This is a genomic window from Actinomyces oris, assembly GCF_001937665.1.
Lineage (GTDB): Bacteria > Actinomycetota > Actinomycetes > Actinomycetales > Actinomycetaceae > Actinomyces > Actinomyces stomatis.
Genome location: NZ_MSKL01000007.1, coordinates 89,520 through 112,639 on the forward strand (window position 1 = coordinate 89,520; position 23,120 = coordinate 112,639).

The 23,120-nt window shown below is 65.8% G+C and carries 16 protein-coding genes, 1 tRNA gene and 1 pseudogene; 9 read left to right on the forward strand and 9 right to left on the reverse strand.

Annotation, left to right across the window (positions count from 1 at the left end; genetic code table 11):
• Positions 1-7 precede the first annotated feature (7 nt).
• The 4 genes and pseudogenes from BKH28_RS03365 to BKH28_RS03380 all read right to left on the reverse strand — a co-directional run bounded on the left by BKH28_RS03365 (position 8) and on the right by BKH28_RS03380 (position 6,798).
• On the reverse strand, positions 8-3,058 hold the full coding sequence (locus BKH28_RS03365; RefSeq protein ID WP_075417474.1) for a type I restriction endonuclease subunit R: 3,051 nt from the start codon (positions 3,056-3,058) through the stop codon (positions 8-10).
• A 15-nt stretch (positions 3,059-3,073) separates the two neighbouring features.
• Complete coding sequence (locus BKH28_RS03370; protein ID WP_075417475.1) at positions 3,074-4,012, reverse strand: GIY-YIG nuclease family protein; 939 nt, start codon at positions 4,010-4,012, stop codon at positions 3,074-3,076.
• A 4-nt stretch (positions 4,013-4,016) separates the two neighbouring features.
• Entirely contained in the window at positions 4,017-5,243 is a 1,227-nt protein-coding gene (locus BKH28_RS03375) for a restriction endonuclease subunit S (RefSeq protein ID WP_143224057.1), read from the reverse strand.
• Positions 5,240-6,798 (reverse strand): annotated as a pseudogene (locus BKH28_RS03380) (type I restriction-modification system subunit M). The gene BKH28_RS03375 and the pseudogene BKH28_RS03380 overlap by 4 nt, the downstream one beginning before the upstream one ends.
• 632 nt (positions 6,799-7,430) lie before the next feature.
• On the opposite strand from BKH28_RS03380, the gene BKH28_RS03385 reads away from it, so the two are divergent.
• Positions 7,431-8,285: an MT-A70 family methyltransferase gene (locus tag BKH28_RS03385; protein WP_256695462.1), complete on the forward strand. Its 855-nt coding sequence runs from the start codon at positions 7,431-7,433 to the stop codon at positions 8,283-8,285.
• Here the strand turns inward: BKH28_RS03385 and BKH28_RS03390 are convergent.
• From BKH28_RS03390 to BKH28_RS03405, 4 genes are all read right to left on the reverse strand, one after another.
• Positions 8,269-10,329 (reverse strand): hypothetical protein, encoded by a 2,061-nt coding sequence (locus BKH28_RS03390; RefSeq protein WP_075417477.1) that lies wholly within the window; start codon positions 10,327-10,329, stop codon positions 8,269-8,271. The two genes, BKH28_RS03385 and BKH28_RS03390, sit on opposite strands and share 17 nt — an antisense overlap.
• Positions 10,330-10,431: 102 nt before the next feature.
• Entirely contained in the window at positions 10,432-11,070 is a 639-nt protein-coding gene (gene upp, locus BKH28_RS03395) for a uracil phosphoribosyltransferase (RefSeq protein ID WP_075417478.1), read from the reverse strand.
• A gap of 572 nt (positions 11,071-11,642) precedes the next feature.
• A complete protein-coding gene (locus BKH28_RS03400) occupies positions 11,643-12,488 on the reverse strand; it encodes a response regulator (RefSeq protein ID WP_075417479.1) in 846 nt (281 codons plus the stop codon).
• 14 nt (positions 12,489-12,502) lie between these two features.
• A complete protein-coding gene (locus BKH28_RS03405) occupies positions 12,503-13,738 on the reverse strand; it encodes a sensor histidine kinase (protein ID WP_256695457.1) in 1,236 nt (411 codons plus the stop codon).
• A 433-nt stretch (positions 13,739-14,171) separates the two neighbouring features.
• Here BKH28_RS03405 and BKH28_RS13720 point away from each other — a divergent pair, with 433 nt between their 5' ends.
• The 4 genes from BKH28_RS13720 to BKH28_RS03425 all read left to right on the forward strand — a co-directional run bounded on the left by BKH28_RS13720 (position 14,172) and on the right by BKH28_RS03425 (position 18,291).
• Positions 14,172-14,507 (forward strand): hypothetical protein, encoded by a 336-nt coding sequence (locus tag BKH28_RS13720; protein ID WP_256695458.1) that lies wholly within the window; start codon positions 14,172-14,174, stop codon positions 14,505-14,507.
• The gene (locus BKH28_RS03415; protein ID WP_081380020.1) at positions 14,504-15,352 is read left to right on the forward strand and encodes an ABC transporter ATP-binding protein; all 849 of its coding nucleotides are present in this window, start codon (positions 14,504-14,506) and stop codon (positions 15,350-15,352) included. Before BKH28_RS13720 ends, BKH28_RS03415 begins: the two co-directional genes overlap by 4 nt.
• Positions 15,349-16,707, forward strand: a complete 1,359-nt coding sequence (locus BKH28_RS03420) for an FtsX-like permease family protein (protein ID WP_075417481.1) — start codon at positions 15,349-15,351, stop codon at positions 16,705-16,707. Before BKH28_RS03415 ends, BKH28_RS03420 begins: the two co-directional genes overlap by 4 nt.
• Positions 16,708-17,427: 720 nt before the next feature.
• On the forward strand, positions 17,428-18,291 hold the full coding sequence (locus BKH28_RS03425) for an aldo/keto reductase (RefSeq protein WP_075417482.1): 864 nt from the start codon (positions 17,428-17,430) through the stop codon (positions 18,289-18,291).
• A 244-nt stretch (positions 18,292-18,535) separates the two neighbouring features.
• Here BKH28_RS03425 and betT read toward each other — a convergent pair whose 3' ends face one another.
• Positions 18,536-20,770, reverse strand: coding sequence for a choline BCCT transporter BetT (betT, locus tag BKH28_RS03430; protein WP_075417483.1), 2,235 nt, complete (start codon positions 20,768-20,770; stop codon positions 18,536-18,538).
• Positions 20,771-20,976: 206 nt separating this feature from the next.
• Here betT and BKH28_RS03435 point away from each other — a divergent pair, with 206 nt between their 5' ends.
• From BKH28_RS03435 to BKH28_RS03445, 4 genes are all read left to right on the forward strand, one after another.
• Positions 20,977-21,408: a nucleoside deaminase gene (locus tag BKH28_RS03435; protein ID WP_075417516.1), complete on the forward strand. Its 432-nt coding sequence runs from the start codon at positions 20,977-20,979 to the stop codon at positions 21,406-21,408.
• A 105-nt stretch (positions 21,409-21,513) separates the two neighbouring features.
• Positions 21,514-21,602: transfer RNA gene (locus BKH28_RS13525), tRNA-Ser, on the forward strand.
• Between the two features lie 128 nt (positions 21,603-21,730).
• Positions 21,731-22,207, forward strand: a complete 477-nt coding sequence (locus BKH28_RS03440; RefSeq protein WP_075417484.1) for a hypothetical protein — start codon at positions 21,731-21,733, stop codon at positions 22,205-22,207.
• 330 nt (positions 22,208-22,537) lie between these two features.
• On the forward strand, positions 22,538-23,002 hold the full coding sequence (locus BKH28_RS03445) for a nuclear transport factor 2 family protein (RefSeq protein ID WP_075417485.1): 465 nt from the start codon (positions 22,538-22,540) through the stop codon (positions 23,000-23,002).
• Positions 23,003-23,120 lie beyond the last annotated feature (118 nt).

Sequence of the window (23,120 nt, forward strand, 5' to 3'; positions counted from 1 at the left end):
TGTGGCGTCAATCATGCCCTAATCCCCGGAACCTCTCGACGTAGGCGGCCAGGGCGGCTTGGACTCGGCGCTTCTTCTCGTCGTGGCTGTCGTCGGCCGCGCGCCGGAATCTGGGGGTTGGCGGCAGGATCCTTGTGATCGCGGTCCCCTCAGTGGGCACGTACCCGTTTCGCATGGCGGCCTCCACCAGCGCCTTCGCCGGCCCCTCGCGCAGCTTCTCGTTGCGGATGATCGCCGCCAGCTCCTCGCTGCGTCGCTGCTCGATGAATGCCCGCCACTGTTCGTCCACGTCCCCGAAGGCTGACACCGTGTGCACGAACTCCTCAATGAGGTCCCGCTTGTTGTGCAGGCTGGGACTGGACATCACTGCTCGGCGGATCGCCACTGGGATCTCCTTGTCCTCGCCGTCGCCCGCCTCCTCGCGGTGCTTTTCCACCAGCATGAGGACGTAGTCGACTCCCACCTCAACCTGCTTGACCAGCTCAATCTCGAAGACGAGATCGTCGTTGACGACTTCCTTCTCCACGTCGGCCGCCCGCCGCATCTCGGCGTATAGATCCACGTACACGCTGCGGTAGTCCTGGAACTCGGCCTCGCCGATGACGTCGTCGTCTCCGAAGTCGTCAAAGCTTGCCAGGATGTTGCGTAGCCGCAGGATCTTCCCGAACTGCCGGATGAACTCCTTCTGCTCGGCCTCCGAGGCGATCATCTGCCCCGGCTCGAACCTGGCCCGCAGTTCGCCAATCTTCTCCAGATACTCCTCCAGGTACTCCTTGTACGGCTTGAGGAGAACCAGCCCACCGGCGGCCTTGTTGCCGAACAGGGCGATGGCCTCATCGGTGTCCTCCTGCAGGTCCCGGAAGCAGACCACGTTGCCGTAGGTCTTGACTGAGTTGAGGATCCGGTTCGTGCGCGAGAACGCCTGGATGAGCCCGTGCGTGCGCAGCGACTTGTCCACCCACAGGGTGTTGAGGGTCTTGGAGTCGAACCCGGTGAGGAACATGTTGACCACGATGACCACGTCGATGGTCCGCTCCGCCAGCCGCCGAGAGATGTCCTCGTAGTAACCCTCGAAGCCCTGCGCACTCGTGTCGTAGGCGGTACCGAACTGAGCGTTGTAGTCGCGGATCGCCTCATCGAGGAAGGCGCGGTCGTCCGCGGTCAGCTGCGAGGGGTCCACGACCTCATCGGCCAGCGTCTCCCCGGGCGCATCGGCGTTGGGCGCGTAGGAGTAGACGATGCCGACGCTCAAGCGTCGGTCCGAGGCCAGCCCCTCCTGCTGCCGCTTGAACTCCATGTAGTAGGCGCGCGCCGCCCGGATCGACGCCGTCGCGAACAGCGAGTTGAAACCCAGCACCCGCCTCTGCCCCAGCGTGTAGGAGGAGTTGCGTCGCGTCTTCTGGTCGAAGTGCTCACGGATGTAACCCACCACCTGGGCCAGTCGCTCGGGTGCCAGCAGCGCCCGCTCGGTATTGATGCCACTGATCTCCTCGTCGCGCACGACGTCGGGCATCTTGATCGTGTCGATGTAGTCGATGCGGAACGGCAGCACGTTCTTGTCCCGGATCGCATCCACAATCGTGTACGTGTGCAGCTGGTCGCCGAAGGCCTGCGCGGTGGTGCGCAGCTGGACATTCCCGCTGGAGCCGGAGTTGGCCGCGAAGATCGGCGTGCCCGTGAACCCGAAGAGGTGGTAGTTGCGGAAGGCCTTGGTGATGGCCGTGTGCATGTCCCCGAACTGGCTGCGGTGACACTCGTCGAAGATGAGGACCACGTGCCCGGTGTAGATGGCGTGCTTGCGGTTGTGCCCCACAAAGTTGGAGAGCTTCTGGATCGTGGTGACGATGATGCTCGTATCCGGGTCGTTGATCTGCCGGCTCAGCTGGTTGGTGGACTGGTTCGCGGAGACCGTCCCATCGGCGAAGCGGTTGTACTCCTTGATGGTCTGGTGGTCCAGGTCCTTGCGGTCGACGACGAAGATGACCTTGTCGATCCCCTCCATCCCGGCGGCCAGCTTGGCGGTCTTGAAGGAGGTGAGTGTCTTGCCCGAGCCGGTGGTGTGCCAGATGTAGCCGCCGCCCGCCACGGTGCCGGTCTGCTTGTTGGCCGACGCCGTGAGGATCCGTTGGAGGATCGCCTCGGTCGCGGCGATCTGGTAGGGCCGCATGACCAGCAGTTTCTGCGCGGTGGTGAAGACGCAGTAGCGGGTCAGCAGGGCCAGCAGCGTGTGCTTGGCGAAGAAGGTCCGGGTGAAGTCGACCAGGTCCGTGATCGGTTTGTTGGCGGCGTCGGACCACCAGGAGGTGAACTCGAAGGAGTCGGAGTTGGCGGCCTTGGACTCGCGCTTGCCCCGTGTGGACTCGGTGACGTGGTCGAAGCGGGTGGTGTTCGAGTAGTACTTGGTCTGGGTGCCGTTGGAGATGACGAAGATTTGGACGTAGCCGAACAGGCCGGCGCCCGCCCAGAAGGAGTCACGCTGGTAGCGGTTGATCTGGTTGAAGGCCTCGCGGATGGGCACGCCGCGGCGCTTGAGCTCGATGTGCACCAGTGGCAGGCCGTTGACGAGGACGGTGACGTCGTAGCGGGTGTGGTGGGCGCCTGTCTCGACGACGTACTGGTTGGTGACCTGCAGGCGGTTGTTGTGGATGTGCTGCTTGTCGATGAGCCGGATGTTCTTGGACTCGCCGTTGTCCCGGATGAGGGTCTGGACGTGGTCCTCTTGGATGCGGCGGGTCTTCTCCGCGATCTCGTCCCCGCCGCCTGAGCGGGTGCGGATCGACTGGGCGAAGAAGCGCTCCCACTCCTCATCGGTGAAGGTGTAGTCGTTGAGGGCTTCGAGCTGGGTGCGCAGGTTGGCGACGAGCTCGTCCTCGCTGGTGAAGGAGACGTACTCGTAGGCCTGGGCCTGTAGCTGGCGGATGAAGGCCGCTTCCAGCTCGGCCTCCGACTGGTAGCCGGCGCGGTCACTCTCCTCGGGCTCATAGAGTCCGACGACGGTGCTCTCACTGGTGAGAACAACCGGTTCGACGCCGACGGCGGAGGCTTCACGAATGGTCATGGGAGGACGCTTTCGTCAGGGGTGGAGAGAATCTGCTGCGACTGTGGCTGTGGGATCGGGGTCCCGGTTCTCCCAGTCACCATAGGTGCCCCCTGTCCACTTCCAGGCGGTACGACCGTTACAGGAGTAGCCGACGGCGATAGAGCCGGCGGTGGATGGTGAGCGGAAGGGGATGTCCCGTGTGAGCCTGCCAATCATTCCCTCGACAGCGATACTTCCGTCATCAACGAGTTTGGCGTGTTGGGTGCGGAGTGATTCATAGGATTGGCGGGTGCTCGACGTGCGTCCTGCGTTAGTCCATTTGCCAACGATGTGGGATCCTTCCAGCATGATGAACTCGTACCCGACAACGCGAGCCCGGGCTTTAACTCCGTGCTTAGGGGCGAGGAGTGTGAAAATCGGGGAGTCGATATCCGGCGGAGGTGTTTGCCGGTCAGGAGGCCTGTGAGTGCCACGTAGAATGTTGACTCCAAGGATTGGAAGGACGCCACGAATCTGCTCGAGGAATACCTCAGTGTCGGACTGCTGAGCCTCCGAGAGCTTCCGGGGCTGCGGTGTCTGGGTGTTGTCGGGTAGCGAACAGCGCTTGGCGGTGTTAGCGATTTCGACAAGACGAGCCTCGAGGTAGCCCCAGTGCCCTTCGTTGAAGGAATCGTCACGACTGCTGATGAGGACTGCCCGGTCCCACCAGTCTTTTTGACGATCGTGCTGACGGAATCGGGCGGAGAAGCCCTCAGTTTTCCCGATGTAGCAGGCGACGCTCTCGATCGCATCAGGGTCGTCACCCAAGAGGAGGTAGACACCGTTGCGATGAGCCTCTTCGCGGTCGAAGAGACGAGTGAGGGCTGAGCGAGGGCAGACAAGGATATCTCCAGTCCAGCCTGAGATGTTTGCGGTCGTGATGCCGCCTGGCTCTCCATCGACGAGGAAGAGCTCGATGTGTTTTCCGCTCATGGGGTCATTTCTTCTCAGGGAAGGTGAGGAGGCGGTCACGGTAGTACTCGTACTGCTTGCGACGAGCTTCGATCTCGGCGGGGAGGCCAGAGGACAGGTCGTTGACGAGGGTGTCAAATTGATTGAGTTTCTCGACGATCCGATCCTGTTCCGTGCGTGGTGGTACAGGTATATGAATCTTTGAGAATCCGTCGATCAGAAGAGTCTTCACCTTCGTTCGCGCGACATGCTTTGCCTTCTGGCGTGTGAACCAGTCGGTGCGCATCACGTAGGAAACGAACGTGGGGTTCAAAGTGCTGCGGAAAGCGTAACTGTGGTCGTGAATAGCAACAGGTTCATTCCCAATCCAGGCAACACTGCGACCGACATCGTCAACCACCTCTCCGACGTCAACAAGAATCACGTCTCCCGGCTGGGCAAAGCGAAGTTTCTGGCGAAGCGATTCGTCAAGATTGCTCACAACAGATGATGTCGATACCCCATATCTAGTGTAGATTTCGCCATAATGAATGCAGGGGATGCCATAGTCGGAGTAGTCAGTCTTGACGAACCGTTTTCCTCGATGGAATGTGCCAAGTTGAGCTAGAGGGCGCCAGGGTGTATTTGGGTCACCCTTAAAGCTCAGAAGTTCGTTGAGGTAGTAGTTATACTGGTATTGGCGAGCCTCCAGCTCCGCCTCCAGCTCCGCCTCCAGTTGGATGAACTGATCTAATGTTCGAGTAATTTCATGTTGTATTTCAATAGGGGGTGCGGGAATGATGATTTTCGATAAGGAGGGTGCGGTGATGCGTCGAACTTTAGATCCTGTTATATGGGTCTGTCTTTGTCGCGAGAATGTGGTGGATGAGAAAAAATAGGATACATACTTTGGCTCCATCGAGTGCCTAAAGATGTATGAGTCGCCGCCCACTGCAACCGGTGTGGTGCCGAGCCAAGCTGTTGCCTTGCCGACAGCGTCGTCGTCTTCGCTTGTTGTGGCGATAACGAGGTCTCCAGGTTGTGCTTTTCGAAGTCGGGTAGCCTGTTCTGGGGGTATGTGTGAGATGGTTTCGGCTGCGCTGATCCCGTAATGAGTGTGGATCTGCCCGTAATGAATACAGGGATAGCCTTGTTTGGTGAAATCACTTTTCTTGATTCCGTTGCCTCGTATAAACTCGCCGACTTCACCGAGAGTCTTGTGTTCCACGCCGTCAGGGCAGAGGTCGCGGATGAGGTCATCGATGCGGCTCACCGGGCACCGCCTTCGAGCTCGGCCACGATCTCATCGATGCTGGCTCGCAGCACTGCCTGTCGCTCCACCATCTCCTTGATCCGGGCGTTGAGCTCCACGATGTCGACCTCCTCGCGAGTGTCCTCCGCCTCCACGTAGGAGGACACTGACAGAATGAAACTGTTCTCCCTGATCACCTCCGCGCTCATCAGTGCGGCACGTGATCGACGTCGGCGCGTTTGGCGAGCGTCTCCAGGATCATCTCCTGGTTCTCCGCCGAGAGTTTGTTCTTGTTGCCCTCCCGTACGAACTGCTTCGAGGCATCCACGAACAGGACGCTGTTGTCCTGCTTCGACTTCTTAAGCACGATAATGCACGTGGCGATTTGTGTCCCGAAGAATAGATCTGGTGGAAGCTGGATGACGGCGTCGACATAGTTGTTCTCCACCAGGTACTGGCGGATCTTGGCTTCAGCGGCGCCGCGGAAGAGTACGCCCGGGAACTCGACGATCGCCGCTGTCCCATCCACTGCTAGCCAGGACAGCATGTGCATGGTGAAGGCCAGGTCCGCCCTCGACTTTGGGGCCAGCACGCCCGCCGGGGAGAAGCGCGGGTCGTTGATGAGAGCCGGATCGTCCTTGCCGATCCACTTCGTTGAGTAGGGCGGGTTGGAGACGATCGCCTCGAAGGGCTCATTGTCCCAGTGCGCCGGGTCTGTGAGGGTGTCCCCGTGGGCGATGCTGAAGTCGGCGAAGTTGATGTCGTGCAGGAACATGTTGATCCGGCACAGGTTGTAAGTGGTCAGGTTGATCTCCTGGCCGAAGAACCCGCCGCGCACGTTCTCCTTGCCGAGCACCTTTGCGAACTTCAGCAGCAGCGAGCCCGAGCCACAGGCCGGGTCGTAGACGCGGTTGACGCTCGTCTTGCCCATGACCGTGATGCGGGCCAGCACCTCGCTGACCTCCTGCGGCGTGAAGAACTCGCCGCCCGACTTGCCCGCGTTCGAGGCGTACATCGTCATGAGGAACTCGTAGGCGTCGCCGAAGGTGTCGATCGAGGACTCCCCGTAGGACAGGTCAAGGTCCCCGATCGCCTGCATGAGCCGCGTGAGCTTGTCGTTGCGCTGGGCCACCGTGCGGCCCAGCTTCGTGGAGTTGACGTCCACGTCGTCGAACAGGCCCCGCAGATCCGACTCCGAGCCCGTGCCGGTCGCCGAGGCCTCGATGCTCTTGAAGATGCGTGACAGGGTCTCGTTGAGGTTCTCGTCGCGCGGTGCCCGCTCGCGCACGTTGTCGAACAGGTCCCCCGGGGCGATGAAGAAACCCTTCTCCTCAATGATGCCGTCGCGGGCGCCCTCGGCGTCGGCATGCGACAGGAAACGGTAGTCAAAGTCCGGGTCTCCGGCCTCGTGCTCGCCGGCGTTGATGTACTCGGTGAGGTTCTCGGAGATGAACCGGTAGAAAAGAAAGCCCAGAACGTAGGCCTTGAAGTCCCAGCCGTCCACGCTCCCGCGCAGGTCGTTGGCAACTCGCCAGATCGCACGGTGAAGCGCATCGCGCTCAGTCTCTTTGCTCAACAGTCGGCCTCTTCGTCGTCAGGATGGGGGATCGGGCAGAAGTATCCCACCAACTGAGGATGTCCGATGACCATGTGCAGAGGTTGGGGCGTTGGGAGGATGGGGGACTACACTCGTCGCCAGACAACGAGCACCGGGCTTGGACCGGTGCGCCTATTTCTGCCGATGGCCGATCTGCGATGGTTGGGAAGGCCGGCGTGCCGGTCGCCGGAGGCTCGGCGAGCGGGGCGATCTGTGCGAGTGCACCCACTCATGGTCGGGGGACATGTGACGCCAGCGGGGACATTTCTGTGCGGGCCGGGACTTTCGACGCCGTCGGGGACAGGATTCCTGTCCCCGTACGCGTCAGGTGTCCCCGGCTGGAGCGGACCGCACCCGGCCGCGCGGAATGTCCCCGCCGGCGTCGGAGACACGGTCGCCTCAGGCCGCCGCGGAAGCGCGCGATCTGCGCCAGCTCTGCCTGACCTCCGGCGGGGAACCGCTCGAGAGCCCGGATTGAAGAAGTAGGGAGTGGGGAACGGGGGTCATTCACAGAGAAAGATCCATGAGTGACAAATCAGATCTTTTTCTGGTACACCTAGGGGGTGTCCAAGGCTCTGGGATCCTCTGCGGAAATCGCTCCACTTCCCACGGTGGAAGGAGGATTCCAGACCATTCTGGCCGACCCTCCGTGGCGGTTCACTAATCGAACCGGCAAGGTCGCTCCCGAGCACCGTCGCTTGGGGAGGTACGGGACGATGTCTCTTGGGGAGATCAAGGAGCTTCCCGTCGGTGATGTGGTCGCAGCGAACGCTCACCTATATCTGTGGGTTCCCAACGCCTTGCTTCCTGAGGGCCTGGAGGTGATGCAGGCGTGGGGCTTCCGCTATGTCTCGAATATCATCTGGGCGAAGCGGCGGAAGGACGGCGGGCCGGACGGTCGTGGCGTCGGCTTCTACTTCCGCAATGTCACTGAGCCGATCCTGTTCGGTGTCAAGGGTTCGATGAGGACGTTGGCGCCTGGTCGCTCGACGGTCAACATGATCGAGACGCGCAAGCGTGAGCACAGCCGCAAGCCTGACGAGCAGTATGACCTGATTGAGTCGTGCTCGCCGGGGCCGTACCTGGAGATGTTCGCCCGTTACGCGCGACCGGGATGGTCCGTGTGGGGCAATGAGTCGGACGAAGAAGTAGCGCCGCAAGGTAAAGCTCAGCGAGGGTACGAAGGCGGCAAGATCGACTCCCTGCCGCACCTGGAGCCACATGAGCGGATGAGTGACTGGCTCTCGGATCGAGTCGCCCAGATCATGGCTGATGAATATCTGAAGGGGGCGTCGGTTCAGCAGATTTCGACACAGTCGGGTTACTCCATCACTCGGGTACGGAGCCTCTTGGCCAAGGCTGGCGTGGTGCTACGTGGGCGGGGGCGCCCTAAGAAAGTAGAGCGGAATGTCTCCGAAAGCACCGCGTCAGTGTCGCCTCGGCGCCGTCTCAGGAGGCGGGCTTGAAGCCGATGACCTTGCCGTCATCCTTGTCGTAGCCGATGATGAGGTCGGGCTTGGCGATGATGAGCGAGTCTCCGTTTTTCCAGTCGATCCCATTGAAGGTGATCTCTTCGCCGGTCTTGATGTTCATAAGCATAGTCAGCCCGTTGATGTCACCACGGCCCAATGTTGCCAATCTAACGATGTCACTGCCCTGAGGGCTTGTTGCGACGGATGCGCAGGATGGTGAAATCCAGTCGTAGGATAAGCCGCTACTGTTGTCGGGTGGCTGGATGCTGATAGGCTTTCTGTCTTTCGGTTTGAGTTTCGTGATGCACCCATTCGCGTTGACTTTTGATGTCAGTTTTGCTTTGCTGTAGTCCTGGTCCTTGAAGTACGTGCGGTACTCCTCGGCGGTGATGAGCTCGCTCTCGCCTATGACAACTTGTTCGCCCAATGTGATTGTCTCGGTGAAGCTGCTCCGCTTCTTGCCCGTAAAGTCGTATATCGTCACTTTGTACGTGGTTGACCATGGTGAATCGCTAGCAGTGTCGTCAGCCTCGGACTCGCCATTCTTTATCTCGAAGGTCCCCCAACCATCCTTGAAGAAGGTGCTGGTGAGGTCAGAGTCGACCTTGGAGCCTCCGCCCAGGATGAGTGTCTCGCCGTTGTCGATGTTGATGATGGCGTTGTACACCCAGGCGTAGCGCCGACCTCCTCTGGTAAGGGTGGAATCATTGCGATAGTAGGTTTTGGAGGACATCTCTCCAGTCCCGGGGATCTTACGTGTCCACTTCTGCTTCGCCGGGGAGTCCCAGGCGGTGCAATTGTCGCTCGAATTGCAGGAGATGGCGATGTTGTCGGCGATAATCGCTGACTTCCCCTCTTTCCAAGGGGCTGAAGAAACTTTTCCAGTTTTCATATCGATGAGGGACGACTTGTAGACGAGCGTGTTGTCGCCCCAGGTCTGAAAGCCCGGCGTGGGACGGGAGATGGATGTCAGGTCCTCGTCGTCGAGGTTCGCCTGCCATGCCTCCTTCATATTGTCGTCCAGAGGCGTGTAGCCGGTCAGAGTGCCGTCGGACTTGTCGAGTAGGAGGAAATGACCGCCGACCACATAGGGCTCCTTGTTGGCTGCGACATCGGCGCTCCAAGCCTTGTCTGCGCCTTTCGTCCATGCCTCTGATGGGGACACGAACGGAGAGGCCAAGGAAACGTCGCGGCGCCCCAGGAAGTACCAGGCGGCCACGCCACCAACACCCAGAACGAGAATGACCGGCAGAACGACAGCTACAACCCTGAGCAGACGGCGCTTGCTCGGAGCCTGAGCCTGCGGCGCATACATCGGAGGCCCGTATGCCTGCGCGTCTGGTTGACTCGGGCCGTACGCCTGGCCCGGGGCATAAGCCTGCTCCTGGCCCACTCCATATCCCGACGGCACCCGGCTCGGTACCCCAGGCGGCATCGCCGTCTGCTGATCCGCGGGCTGTGCCGCCGACTGCAGCGAGGGCGCCGAATACCCCTGGCCGGCTGGCGGCGGCGCGACGGGCTGCGACGCCGCAGAGGCCTGCGCCCCCTGAGGCACTTGCGGGAGCGGGCCCTGCGGGGACTGAGGTGCCGTGCTCCCGTTCCACTGAGGGGCGGGTCCCTGAAGCGAGGCCCCCTGCGGCACCGTGCCGGGAGCGCTCAGCTGGTGACCGCCATACCCCTGAGGAACCTGCGTGTATCCGGAACCGGCGGGAGTCGGCTGCTGGGGTGGTGCCCCCTCCGTCCCCACCGCCATCGTCGGCGCCATCGGGCTGAGCTCGCCCGGGACAGGAGGCTGCGCAGGCGGCACCGGCTGAGCGCCACGACCGGCCTGGCGCGCCAGCACCTCCTGGACGACGGCGTCGTCGGACCGCTCCAGTATCTCGCGGGCCCGGGGTGGGAGCGACGGGTTGGTCGCCAGAATCGAGTGCAGGTCCGGACGGGTCTCGGCGATCCGCTCGAGGTCTTGCGGTGAGGCGAACCTGCTGAGCGCTGTCGTTGCGTCGTAGTCGCCGGAAGAAGGTGAATGCCCCGTCGTCATGCTTCCCGAGCCTAACGAAATCTATGGTCCTGGGTCACAGAATGGGAGCATCGGCCTCCAACTGCGCCGTTGAAATGATGCGGTCAGACGGGGACAGGCGAGTCAGTCGACGATGCCGTAAAGGCGGTCTCCGGCGTCGCCGAGACCGGGCACGATGTAGGCGTGCTCGTTGAGCCGCTCGTCCACCCCGGCGGTCACCACCGTGACGTTCGCGCGCTCGCCGACCGCCTCCTCCAGCGTCTTGACCCCCTCGGGTGCGGCGATGAGGCACAGCGCGGTGACGTCGCGCGCCCCGCGCTCAAGCAGGTAGTCGATGGCGGCCACGAGGGTGTGGCCGGTGGCGAGCATGGGGTCGACGACGAAGCACTGCCGGCCCGAGAGGTCGTCGGGCAGGCGGTTGGCGTAGGTCTCCACCTCCAGGGTGTCCTCATCGCGCTTCATCCCCAGGAAGCCGACCTCCGCCGTGGGCAGCAGGCGGGTCATGCCCTCGAGCATCCCCAGACCCGCGCGCAGGATCGGCACCACGATCGGCCGCGGGTCGGCCAGGCGGCGGCACTGGGCCAACGCCACGGGGGTGCGGATCTCCACCTCCTCGGTGCGCACCTCGCGGGTGGCCTCGTAGGCGAGCAGGGTGACGAGCTCGTCCACCAGCTGGCGGAAGACCGCCGACGGCGTCCTCTCATCACGCAGGACGGAGAGTTTGTGGTCGATGAGGGGGTGATCGGCAACGTGGAGGCGCATGGGGACAGCCTAATCCCGCAGCCGGGTCCGCACCGTCACAACGCGCGTCGGCCTCGTCCTCGCTCACGGCGTGACCACGTCGCCCCGGCGGGCTGGAAGCAGCGCCGGCCATGTTGTGTCCAAATCGGTGACAAAGGAGCTCTTGCGTTCTTCACTCTTTCAACAGAACCGTGGAATCATGCGGTTTCATTTCGCTCGTTTCACTCTGCCCAAGCCCTTTGTCACCGATTTGGACATCGGGCTCGCCGTGGGGCCGGTTCGGTCCCTCTATGGGTCACTGGATCCCGACGTACTCCCTGACTACAACCAGTCCAAGACTCAAAACGCCCTCCCCCGAGTGGCGCATTCGCCACCAGGCCCCACCCTGTGCAGTGCGGCCGGGGACATTCCACGCGGCCGGGTGCAGTCCGCTGCGGGTGGGGACGTTCGACGCCGTCGGGGACAGGAATCCTGTCCCCGTACGCGTGAGATGCCCCCGGCTGTAGGGAAGAGTCCCCGACTGCGCAGGATGTCCCCGTCGGTAGCCGGGCGCAGGCCCAGGTGTACGGCCGGGTTCGGGGGCGTGGCTGGTCTCAGGCTCGGGCGTGCAGCCAGGCCAGGACAGCTCGCACACGCCGGTTCTCCTCGCCGGGCTGCAGGTCCAGCCCTCGGAAGATATTCGCCACGTGCTTGGCCACCGCCCCGTCGGAGAGCACCAGCCGCTCGGCGATCTGCGCATTGGACAGTCCCTGCGCCATGAGCCCCAGCACCTCCTGCTCGCGTCGCGTCAGCCGGTCCAGGCCCACCCCGCCCGGCGCCGCACTTGTGATCCCACTCGACGGCGTTGACTGCGAGACCGCCCCCGCCGTCTCCGGAACCTGGGAGCCGGGTGATGCGGTGGCCGCACTTGTCCCCGAGCCTCCTGTTGTCCCCGTGGCCGCGCCCGCACGGGCCGCCTTCATGAGGTGGGAGACCACCTCCGGATCAATAACCACCCCGCCGCCCACGACGACGTCGAGCGAGTGAAGGAAGTCCGCCACTCGTCCCACGCGCTCCTTGAGCAGGTAGCCCACGGCGCCCCCGCTGCTTGCGCCGGGGGTTCCGGAGCCGGCCGGCGGGGCCGGGGACTCGGTCTCCTCGAGCAGGTCCTGCACGTAGGGGCCGGCTACGTAGGCGCTCAGCACCACCACCGGTAGCCCCGGGTGGGTTCGGCGCAGCTCGATCGCCGCACGTAGTCCGTCATCCGTGCCGGTCGGCGGCATCCGCACATCGGTGACGACGACGTCGGGCAGTTCCCCGGCGGCGGCCAGGCGCTCGACCTCAGCGCGCAGGGCGTCGGCGTCGGCCACCTGTGCCACGACCTCGTGCCCGGCGGTGGTCAGTAGTCCGGCCAGTCCCTCGCGCAGAAGGGCGGCGTCATCGGCGAGCAGGATCCGCATGGGTACATCCTCCCTCACCTAGCCGGGTGGTCGCCTTCCGGTTCGTTCATCCGCCCGTCCTGCGAGTTATCCGTGCCCCATGGCGGCGTCAGCGGCGCTGTGATCGTCAGCTGCGTCCCGGCACCCTCGGGGGAACTGACCTCCAGCCGCCCGCCGATGGACTCCACCCGCTGCGTCATACCACGCAGGCCGGTGGCGTTCTCCCGCCCCGGGTCGGCCCCGCCACGTCCGTCGTCGGTGATGACGGCGCTCAGGCCGGTGCTCGTGCAGCGCAGCGCGACCGTGGCGCGTGTGGCCCGAGCGTGCTTGGCGGCGTTCGTCAGTGCCTCGGCCACCGCGAAATAGACGACTGTCCCCACCGGCTGTGAGATTCGGGCCAGGTCGGCCTTCTCCGCCTCGATGACGACGCTGGTCGGCAGCGGCGCCCGTCCTGCCAGGTCCTTCAGGGCCGGTGCCAGTCCGCGTTCGGACAGGACCGCCGGTCGGATGCCGCGCACCGTTTCACGCAGGTCTTTCAGGGCGGACTCCGCGCGGTCCTGCGCGGTATCGATCCCCTCCAACAGTGCGGTCCGGGACGTGGAGGCGGCGTCGTCCTCGGGCAGGGACTCGGCGGCCAGGCGCAGCCCGCCCAGGTTCATGGCGAGGGCGACGAGTTCCTGCTGGGTGCCGTCGTGCAGGTCGCGCTCGATGCGGGTGCGCTCGGCCTCGAAGGCGTCCATGAGGGTGGCTCGGCTGGCCGTGAGGTGGCCGACCTCGGCGGTCAGCTGCTCGAGGCGCTGCCTCCTGCGCTCGCCTGACAGCGCCTTGACCAGCAGCAGCCGTAGTCTCCCCAGTCCCCAGAGCGCGCCGAGGAGGAGGCTGAGGGCGATCAGGCCGACCGGTGCCAGTATCGGGGCGGATTGCAAACCGGACACCGCTATCTCGCGACCGCCCAGGTCCAACCTGATGGGGGCCTCAGAGGATGACATGAAGGGCGCCAGCACGCTGGCGGCGAGTAGGGCTCCAAGGAGCGCGGTCAGGAAGAACGACGCCGTGCTCAACGCCATGCCTCCCACGCACAGGGGCAGGTCCTGGCGCCAGAACTCCACGTGAGCGACGCGTGCCAGCAGCCACGGGCTCCTGCGCTGGTTCTCCTTGTGGCCTGACGGAGCGTCGGTTCCCAGTCTGCGTGCAACGGCGCGCTCCAGCGACGCGCCCAGGGGGAGTGTCAGGTGGAACAGCAGGACGGAGGGCACGAGGAGAACAGCCATTGGCATCCACAGCGCGGCGTGCAGGAACTCCCAGCCGATGATGCTGATCCACCGGAGGCTCCGGCTCGGATGGCGCTCCGGCGAGGAAGGGGCGGACTGTGGACCTGCTGCGGATGGGACGGTTGCGGACGTGCCGGCAGCCGATGGAAGAGGGATGGTCCTGTCCTCCGGGCCCCCTATGGGTGCGGTCGTAGGAAGGTCGGGGAGGGGGGCGAGTGATGATGCCGAGGTCATACCGACGACGCTAACGGGCCCGGCCCTAGGGGCGCACTCGTGCTGGCTCCCCAGTACTTGCCGCATGTGCGCCCTAGGGTGGTGCTGGCACCCCCGAGGTGGTGCGCGCTCGACCGGGGGGTGAGGTGGGATCGGCCCGACTCGAAGACGGGAGTGGGCACCAGTGCGTCGGCGGCCTGTGATGAGTGAACTGGTGAGCATGAGCCTTGACCTGTTCCGTCCGCCCCTGTTCCGTCCCCGCGCCGTCGACGTCGCGGGCGTCCTCTCGCCGGTACCGGCCCGTTTCCAAGGACTCGCTCGCACCGAGGTGCTTGGGGTGGTGACGATCTGGATACACGACCCGCTGGCCAGGATGAGCGACGCCGAGGTGCGGACCTGGCTGCCCTCGGTCCTGGCTGCGCTGCTGATCATCGTGGGGCCCTGGCTGAGGCGTCCGGCCGTGCGATGGGGGCTGGGCGCCCTGGCGGGAAGCCGAGCGGTATCCGTCCTCACCTGGCTCGTCCTTGCAGTCGCAGGGGTTTGGGGGCTGTCATGATCCGTCATCAGGGTCGTCCCGCCGCAGTCAGCGCCGACCATCAGGGGCCGCAGGTACCGCCGGCCATCGAGGTAGCCGGACTCACCCGTGTCTTCCGCGTCCAGGGGCGCCGCAACGCCGATGTCACCGCACTCAACGGTGTCGACCTCGCCCTGCCCGTTGGCAGCTTCACCGCTCTGGTCGGCGCCTCCGGCTGCGGCAAGTCCACTCTTCTGCAGTGTATCGCCGGACTTGATACCGCCACAGCCGGGACCGTTCAGCTCCTCGGCACCCGGACGGGCTCGCTTCGCCCCCGAGCTGCGGCCCGCTTCAGGGCCCGGCACGTCGGCTTCGTCTTCCAGGACGACAACCTCGTCACTTCCCTGTCCGCGCGCGACAACGTGGCCCTGCCCGGTCGCCTGCGTCGCAGACCCCTGAGCCGCAGTGCCGTCGACGATGCCCTCGAGCGCGTGGGCTTGAGCGAGCAGGCCCGCCATCTGCCTCATCAGATGAGCGGCGGCGAGCGCCAGCGCGTCGCCATCGCCCGTGTTCTGGCCTCCCGCCCCGACATCGTCTTCGCCGATGAGCCCACGGCCGCCCTCGACGTCGTCGCCGCCGCGACCGTCCTCGACTGGCTCGCCGAGCTCGCTGGAGGCCCCGGTGCTGTGCCCGGTGCCGTGCCCGCGGCTCCTGCCCAGAAGCCGACCACGGTCCTCATGGTGACGCATGACGCCGCAGCCGCCGCCCGGGCCCAGCACGTCCTCGTCATGGACGCCGGCCGCCTCGTCGCCTCCCTCCCCGGAGGTGACCCTGCCGCCGTCTCCGATGCCGTCCTGTCCGCCCGCGGTGCCGGAGGCCCTCGATGATCCGCCTGCTCCTGTCCGACCTGCGCCGCCACGCCGGCTCCTGGGCGTGGACCGCCGTCGTCGCCGTCGTGGCCGCCTCTGCCGTTGCCGGCCAGTTCCGGGTCGCCCATGGCGCCTTCGCCGCAGCGGAGGCTGCGGGAGATCCTACGATGATCGATGGGGCCGAATCCGTCTCAGGCATCATCATCATTGGGGTCGTCTTCGCTGCCGTGACCGTTCTGTCCTCCACCAGCAACCTCGCGGTCTCCCAGCGTGAGCGCGACCACGGGCTGTGGAAGGCCCTGGGTATGAGCCCCTCCATGGTTCGCCTGGTCATCCAGGGCCAGCTCCTCGCCCTCGGGACGCTCACCTCTCTCGTCGCGGTGCCGTTGAGCCTGCCCATCAGCCGATTCATGATGCACCGGCTCATCTCCGAAGGGGCTGCCCTGCCCGGCGCGGTGCCTCAGTGGAAACTCGCCGACCTCATCTGGACCGCGATCATCAGCGCCGGCACCCTCGTCATAGGTGGTCGGGGCGCGGCCAAACGGGCCTCACGCACTCCGGAAGCCCTGCTCCTGCGCGGATCGGGCGGGCAGAGAGTACGGTGGAGCGCGGGACGAGTCCTCAAGGGTCTCCTGCGGCTGCTTTGGGCCGCTGCCGCCGCGGCTGGGTGGGCCGCCGAGTTCCTCGTCATCCGCAGTGGGGAGAATCAGGACGTCTTCACGAGCCTTTTCGGTGGCGTTCTGTGCGGGTTGATGTTCGTGTGCATCCTGTGCGGCTGGATCAGCCCGGTCCTGGAGCGCCTGCTCGCTGCTCTCATTCCGGATCCCGGTGTCGCCTGGCATGTCGCCGGACGCACCTGCGCCCTGGAGTCGCGCCGCTCGGCGGCCACCGTCCTGCCCTTCGTGGTGACGATCGGGCTGGTTGCCATTGCCTTCGGCCCGGCATCGGCCTCCTCCGAGATCACCGTCACGGGCTTCACCTCCGTGTTCGGGCTGCCCTTCCTCGTGTCCTGGGTCGGGGGCGTGGCCGTCATCGCCATGAGTGCGGGCCGGCGCCGCCGTGACGCCGCCCTTCTGCGCGCCGCCGGGGCCATGGAGCGCGACGTGCTGGCCATCGAGGTCCTCGAGGGAGTTCTCCACGCCGCCGCTGCGACCGTCCTCGGCCTGCTTGTCACCCTGTCCACGGCCGTTCTGGTGGCAGAGGCCGTGCACAGGCCGCTGGCCAGCATCTTGCTGGGGTTCCCCTGGGCGACGCTGGGCCTCGTCTGCGCGGCGACCCTGGCGACCACCTGCCTGGCCGTCGTCGTCTCCGCCCGAGCCGGGGCGCTCGCGGGCGAGCAGAGCCTGGGGCAGGTGCTGCGTGCCCGCGACTGACCTTCACCGCCGGTGTCGGATTTGCCGCCGGCGTCCCCGCTGAGATCTCGCGATGCTGACCGTGTTGTGTCCAAATCTGCAGCAAAGGGCGTGAACGAGCTGAGGTCAGCGACATGAAACCGCATGATTCCGCGGTTCTGCTGAAGGTGCGAAGAGTGCATGGGCTCCTTTGCCGCAGATTTGGACATCGGGTCCGCCGTAGAGGGCTGTCTGGGCCACCGCGTGCCGTCGCTTCCCGATGCACAACCCCGACCAAACCAGGTTCAGACTCCACACATCTCTCGCGTGAGTGGCGCATTCGCCACCAGGCCCCACCCTGTGCAGTGCGGCCGGGGACATTCCACGCGGCCGGGTGCAGTCCGCTGCGGGTGGGGACGTTCGACGCCGCCGGGGACAGGAATCCTGTCCCCGTACGCGTGAGATGCCCCCGGTTGTAGGGAAGAGTCCCCGACCGCGCAGGATGTCCCCGTCGGCGGCCAGGCGCAGGCCCGAGGTGTGTCCAGGTTCGGGTCCGGGATGTGTCCGAGCTCAGGCCTGAGTGCGACCAGGTTCAGGCTCGGGCGTACGGCCGGGTTCGGCCCCGGGGGCCGGGCTCAGGTTCGGGGCGCGGCCGGACCAGGACGGCCCGCGCACGCCGGTTGGGCCGGGGGCGAAAGGGTCTGACGTCGCACCCGCCTGCGGGGCTAAGTTGCCGGCACCGAACGCATCGAAGGAGAACTCATGGCCAACGGCTCCACCCCCACCATTACTCTCAACAACGGTGTCGACATCCCGCAGATCGGCTACGGCGTCTACCTGACCCCGCCGGAGGAGACCGAGCGGGCCGTGCTCGAGGCCTTCGAGGTCGGTTACCGCCACGTCGACACCGCCCAGGCCTACCGCAACGAGGAGGGCGTGGGAGCGGCCGTCGCCGCCTGCGGACTGCCCCGCGAGGACGTCTTCCTCACCACCAAGGTGTGGCTCACCAACGCCGGGGACGAGCGCGCCGCCCGCTCCATCGACGGCTCCCTGCGCCGCCTGGGCACCGACTACATCGACCTGTTGCTCGTCCACCAGCCCTTCGGCGACTATTACGGCACTTACCGCGCCATGGAGAAGGCCCTGGCCGCCGGCAAGGTCCGCGCCATCGGCGTCTCCAACTTCTTCCCCGACCGGTTCGTGGACCTGGCGCAGCACGTCGAGGTGCCTCCGGCCGTCAACCAGATGGAGACCCACGTCTTCAACCAGCAGACCGACACCCGCACGTGGTACACCAAGTACGGCACCGCCCTGGAGTCCTGGGGCCCGCTGGCCCAGGGCCGCAACAACATCTTCACCCACCCGGTGCTCACCGAGGTCGGCGAGAAGTACGGCAAGACCGCCGCCCAGGTGGCTCTGCGCTACCTCATCCAGCTGGACATCATCGTCATCCCCAAGACGGTCCACCGCGAGCGCATGGTCACCAACCTCGACGTCACCGACTTCCAGCTCGACGACGCCGACATGCGGGCCATCGCCGCCCTCGACGAGGGACAGGGCGTCGTCAACCACTACGACCCCGCCTTCCAGGAGCGCCTCGCCTCCTTCACGGTCGAGGAGGACTGACTTCCGGCCGCCTGCGGACGCTGCCGACTGCCGGCGGGGACATTCGACGCGGCCGGGTGCGGCCCGCTCCGGGCGGGGACGTTCGACGCCGTCGGGGACAGGAATCCCGCACCCGCACGCGCAGGATGTCCCCGTCCGGAAGAAGAAGCCCCCGGCCGCGCGGAATGTCCCTGTCAGCGTTGGGGGGGGCGGATCGGGAGACGGTGGGGGATGGTGGGCCGGAGCGGGCGCGGGAACGCGGGCGTCAGAGCCGGTGTGAGAACCGGGATTCACTCTTCTCGGAGGTGCCCACGTACTCCAGCCAGCGCTCGTAGTGGTCGAGGACGTCGTGGGCCACCTGGTCGGAGTTCCAGTCGACGACGTCGTAGCCCTGGCCGCCGCTGTGCGGGCGCACCTCGAGGCGCACCGTGAGGTCGTCGGCCTCGTGGACGGCGAAGCCGTAGGCGGGCACCGGCGTGACCACCATGCGCACCACGTAGCGGAAGGAGTCGATGGAGCTGGACTGCTCCTCACCGCTGTTGGTGGCCGGGTGGGAGGAGACCACCAGGCTGGCGCGCCCCAGGAATGTGCGCTCGTCGTCGGGGTCCTGGGCCTCGGGGCCCTCGACGAAGACCTCGGCGGAGACGTTCTCCTTGCGCAGCTCGGTGGCCACCGCCTCCAGGGCCGGCACGATGCGCCGCTCCATGGCGTTGCCGGCCTCGTCGGGGGACACCGAGTTGAGGGTGTGCGCCAGGCGCTCGCGCCAGGGCGTCTGCTCCAGCCCCGCGGCCGACCCGTTGAAGCCCAGGGCCCGGTTGCGGTTGGCCTGGCTCAGGGCCTGGTTGTAGGTGTCCTCGGTACTCAGGGAGCGCCACAGGGTGTACATGATGAGGACGAGGACCCCGGAGAAGGGCAGCGCCATGACGATGGTGGCCTGCTGCAGGATGGGGATGCCGCCGGCCACGAGCATCGCGATGGTGAGGATCCCGGTCAGGGCTGCCCAGAAGATCCGCAGCCAGGGGGCGGCGTCCTGGCGCGCCGAGCGGATGCGGCTGGAGAGGTTGGCCATGACCAGGGCGCCGGAGTCGGCGCTGGTGACGTAGAAGAGGATCCCGACGAACAGGGCCAGGGCGATGAGGATCTTCTGTCCCGGCAGGTGCTCCAGGATCCAGTACAGCCCCTGCTCGGGTCGCTCCAGGGTGATGTCCCGGAACTCGCCGTTGCCGCGGATGACCAGGTCCAGGGCGTGGTTGCCGAAGATCGCCACCCACATGAGGATGTAGCAGAAGGGCAGCAGGAGGCTGCCGAGCACGAACTGGCGGATGGTGCGGCCGCGTGAGATGCGGGCCAGGAACATGCCCACGAAGGCCGCCCAGGCGATCCACCAGGCCCAGAAGAACAGGGTCCAGGCGTTGAGCCAGTCGTCGGGCCGGTTGTAGGCGTAGGTCTCCAGCGTCAGCTGCGGGAAGCGGGTGAAGAAGTCGCCGATGGAGCCGACGAGCGCGTCGATGAGGAAGGCGGCGTCACCGGTGATGAGCACCCACAGGGCCAGGCCGATGGCCAGCAGCACGTTGATGGTGGACAGGACGCGCACGCCCCGGTCGACGCCGGAGACGGCCGAGACGGTGGCCATGACGACGGCCAGGGCGGTCAGCCCGATCTGGGTGGGGAAGCCCTGCGGCAGCCCGAACAGGATATTGAGGGCCACGTTCAGCTGGACGACGCCGACCCCCAGCGAGGCCGCGATGCCGAAGACCCCGCCGACCAGCGCCGCGGCGTCGACGATGTCACCGATGACGCCCTCGGTGTGCCGGCCCAGCAGCGGGCGCAGGGTGGAGCGCAGCGTGAGCGTGTCGCGGCGTCGGTAGGCGAAGTAGGCCATGGCCAGGCCCACCAGGGCATACAGGCCCCAGCCGGAGATGCCGTAGTGGAACAGGGACAGGACGATGGCCTCGCGGGCGCGGACGGCCTGGGGGATGGCCTGGGCGTCGCCGGTGGGCGGGTGCACGTACTGGTCGACTGGCTCGGCGACTGCGAAGAACAGGATCTCGGTGCCGATGCCGGCGGCGAAGAGCATGGCCGTCCAGGCGAAGGTGGAGAAGTCCGGCGTCGAGTTGTCCGGGCCCAGACGGATGCGCCCGAACCGGGAGAAGGCCAGGCCCAGGATGAAGACCAGCGCGGCCGTGATGAGCAGGATGTAGAAGGAGCCGAACCATCGGCTCGTCCAGGTCACGGCGGCCCCGAAGGCGCTCTTGACGACGTCGGGGGCGACGAGCGCGGCCAGGGCGACGATCGCGATGATGGTGGCCGACACGAAGAACACCACCGGGTTGAAGGGCTGCTTGCCCGGCAGCTTGCCGAGCAGTGCGCCGGGGAGGGAGCCGCTGGGGAGCCGCAGCACTGAGAACCGGTCCGACGACGGGGCCGGCGGGGAGGAGCCCTCTGAGGGGTCGCCTGCTGCGGACTCGCTCTCATCGCTCGATTCGGGGGACCGGCTCACCGACCTGCTCCGTTCTTCATGGGGGTCTTCACGGGGTCTTCATGGGGTTGGGAGTGCTGGCCTCGGAACGCGCACGACACCGGGAGCGAGGCGCCGGGGGCCGGTGGGGGCGGGCGCTGTCCGAGCCCGGGCATGTCGTCGGGAGCCTATAACGAGATAATGAACTCGTGACGCCTCCGCCCTCTGCGCAACTGCTGGACTCCGCGATGGCTCGCGCCCTGGAGCTGGCCCGGACGGCCGGTGAGGCGGGGGAGGTGCCGGTGGGCGCCGTCGTGCTCTCGCCGGAGGGGACCGTCCTGGCCGAGGCCGCCAACGCCCGCGAGGCCGAGCGCGACCCGACGGCGCACGCCGAGATCCGCGCCCTGCGCGCCGCCGGTGCCGCACTGGGCGACTCCCACCTGGACGGCTGCACCCTCGTGGTCACCCTCGAGCCGTGCACCATGTGTGCCGGCGCCATCGTCCTGGCCCGGGTGGCCCGACTCGCCCTGGGGGCCTGGGAGCCCCGGACCGGGGCCTGTGGCTCGGTGCGCGACGTCGTGCGCGACACCCGCGCCAACCACCAGGTCGAGGTGCGCGCCGGCCTGCGCGCCCAGCAGTCCCAGGAGCTCCTGACCGCCTTCTTCACCGACCGCCGCTGAGGGACCTCAGGCGACCGGGCCAGATGAGAATGACGTCGGTCGTGACTGATACCGCAGGACGTCGCATTGGGGAGTAGGGCAACGTCCGTGTAACCTCATGGACGAGGTAGCGTGTCCGAGCGGCCGAAGGTGCAGATCTCGAAAGTCTGTGTGGTTCATAGCCACCCTGGGTTCGAATCCCAGCGCTACCGCCACGGGAGGGCCCGCCACTCCAACGAATAGTTGGAGTGGCGGGTTTCTGTTTCGTATCGTTGGAGTCCTAGTGGAGGACACGGTTCTAGGCTTGGGATCACCTCATCCCTATGTCTCTGAAGGAACATCCATGTCCGTCCCTGTGCCTGTCCCGGAGCCCAAGCCGTTCTATCGGCGGCGCTGGTTCATCATCGTGGCCGTCATCGTCGCTCTCACTGCTTTCGGTTCTTGCCTGAACGATGGTATGTCGTCCTCGTCGTCGCCATCGCCGTCTGCGACTGAGGGAGATGTCGTGAGGGCTCTGGCCTCACAGTCGGCCGCCGCGGCAGCTGCCAAGGAGACACAGCAGGCGGCCACCCCGAAGGGTCTGAGCGATGCTGAGGCACGCAAACTGTGTGACAGGCATCTACCAACGCTGCCGGATACTGAGAACACGGGGGTGGACTGGTCCGTACACTGGTCGCGGACTGACAGTACTGACGGGGCTGTGACGATCAAGGGGAAGTCCTATAACCGGGATAGTGCTGGCAAGCGCTATCCGTCGTTTGATGTCTCGTGCACGGTCGGTACTGACAGAGAGGTGACTGACTTCCAGTTTGTTGAGTAATCGCGGTGGACCAGACAGGAGGCCTCGCAACCACACCGGTTGCGAGGCCTCCCGCCTTATAGGGTCGATCTACGGGACAGGACTTCAGGAATAGGCTCGTTGTGGGCCTGACTCAAGTCGCGCGCACCTCCTGAGATGCATTGCCGTCACCCGCTGTGTTCGGGGCGCGAGGGTCCGAACCCGTCGCGTTCAAGGCATGGAGGCAGTAGCGATGGAAGTAGTCATCTGTCGGGGAGAGGTGGGGAACCCGCGAGGGCTCCCCACCCCGACCCGGCCGCATGAGCGCTCTTGGTCCCTCATATATTTGGCGTCGGGCCTTACTCTTAGCCTATGAGTCGCCGCCCCCACGAATCCCGTCCCCTGTCCCGTTCCCGCACTCAGGTCCGCCCGCATCCCCACGCCTCCGAGATCGCGCCCCGTGCAGCCGCCGACCTCTACTCACTCCTGTGCGACGCCATGGTCGCCGGTGACACCAAGGCGATCGACGCCCTGCTCACCGACTACTGCGTCCTGACCCACATGACCGGCTACCCCCAGCCCAAGGTCGAGTGGCTCGGCGACATCGCCAACGGCGCCATGCGCTACCACTCCCACGAGGTGATCTCCGTCCAGGCGGACACGATCGCCGGCTTCCCGGTGGTGCGCGGCCGCACCCGCACCACGGCCACCCTGTGGGGCGGGCGCGGCACCTGGAACCTTCAGATCGTCGGATACGTCGTGCCCGACGCCGACCCCGACACCGAGCGCAACCCCACCGGCTTCCGCTTCAGCCGCCTGGACGCCTCCACCTGGTGAAGCCCGCCGGACCGGTTGTTTCTCAGAGCGTGTGAGCCGGCCGGGGACGTCGGAAGCGCTGGTAGTGCCGTGACGGTGCCGGCCCGTTTGGGCACGTGCCGCCCGCCGTCCCCGGATG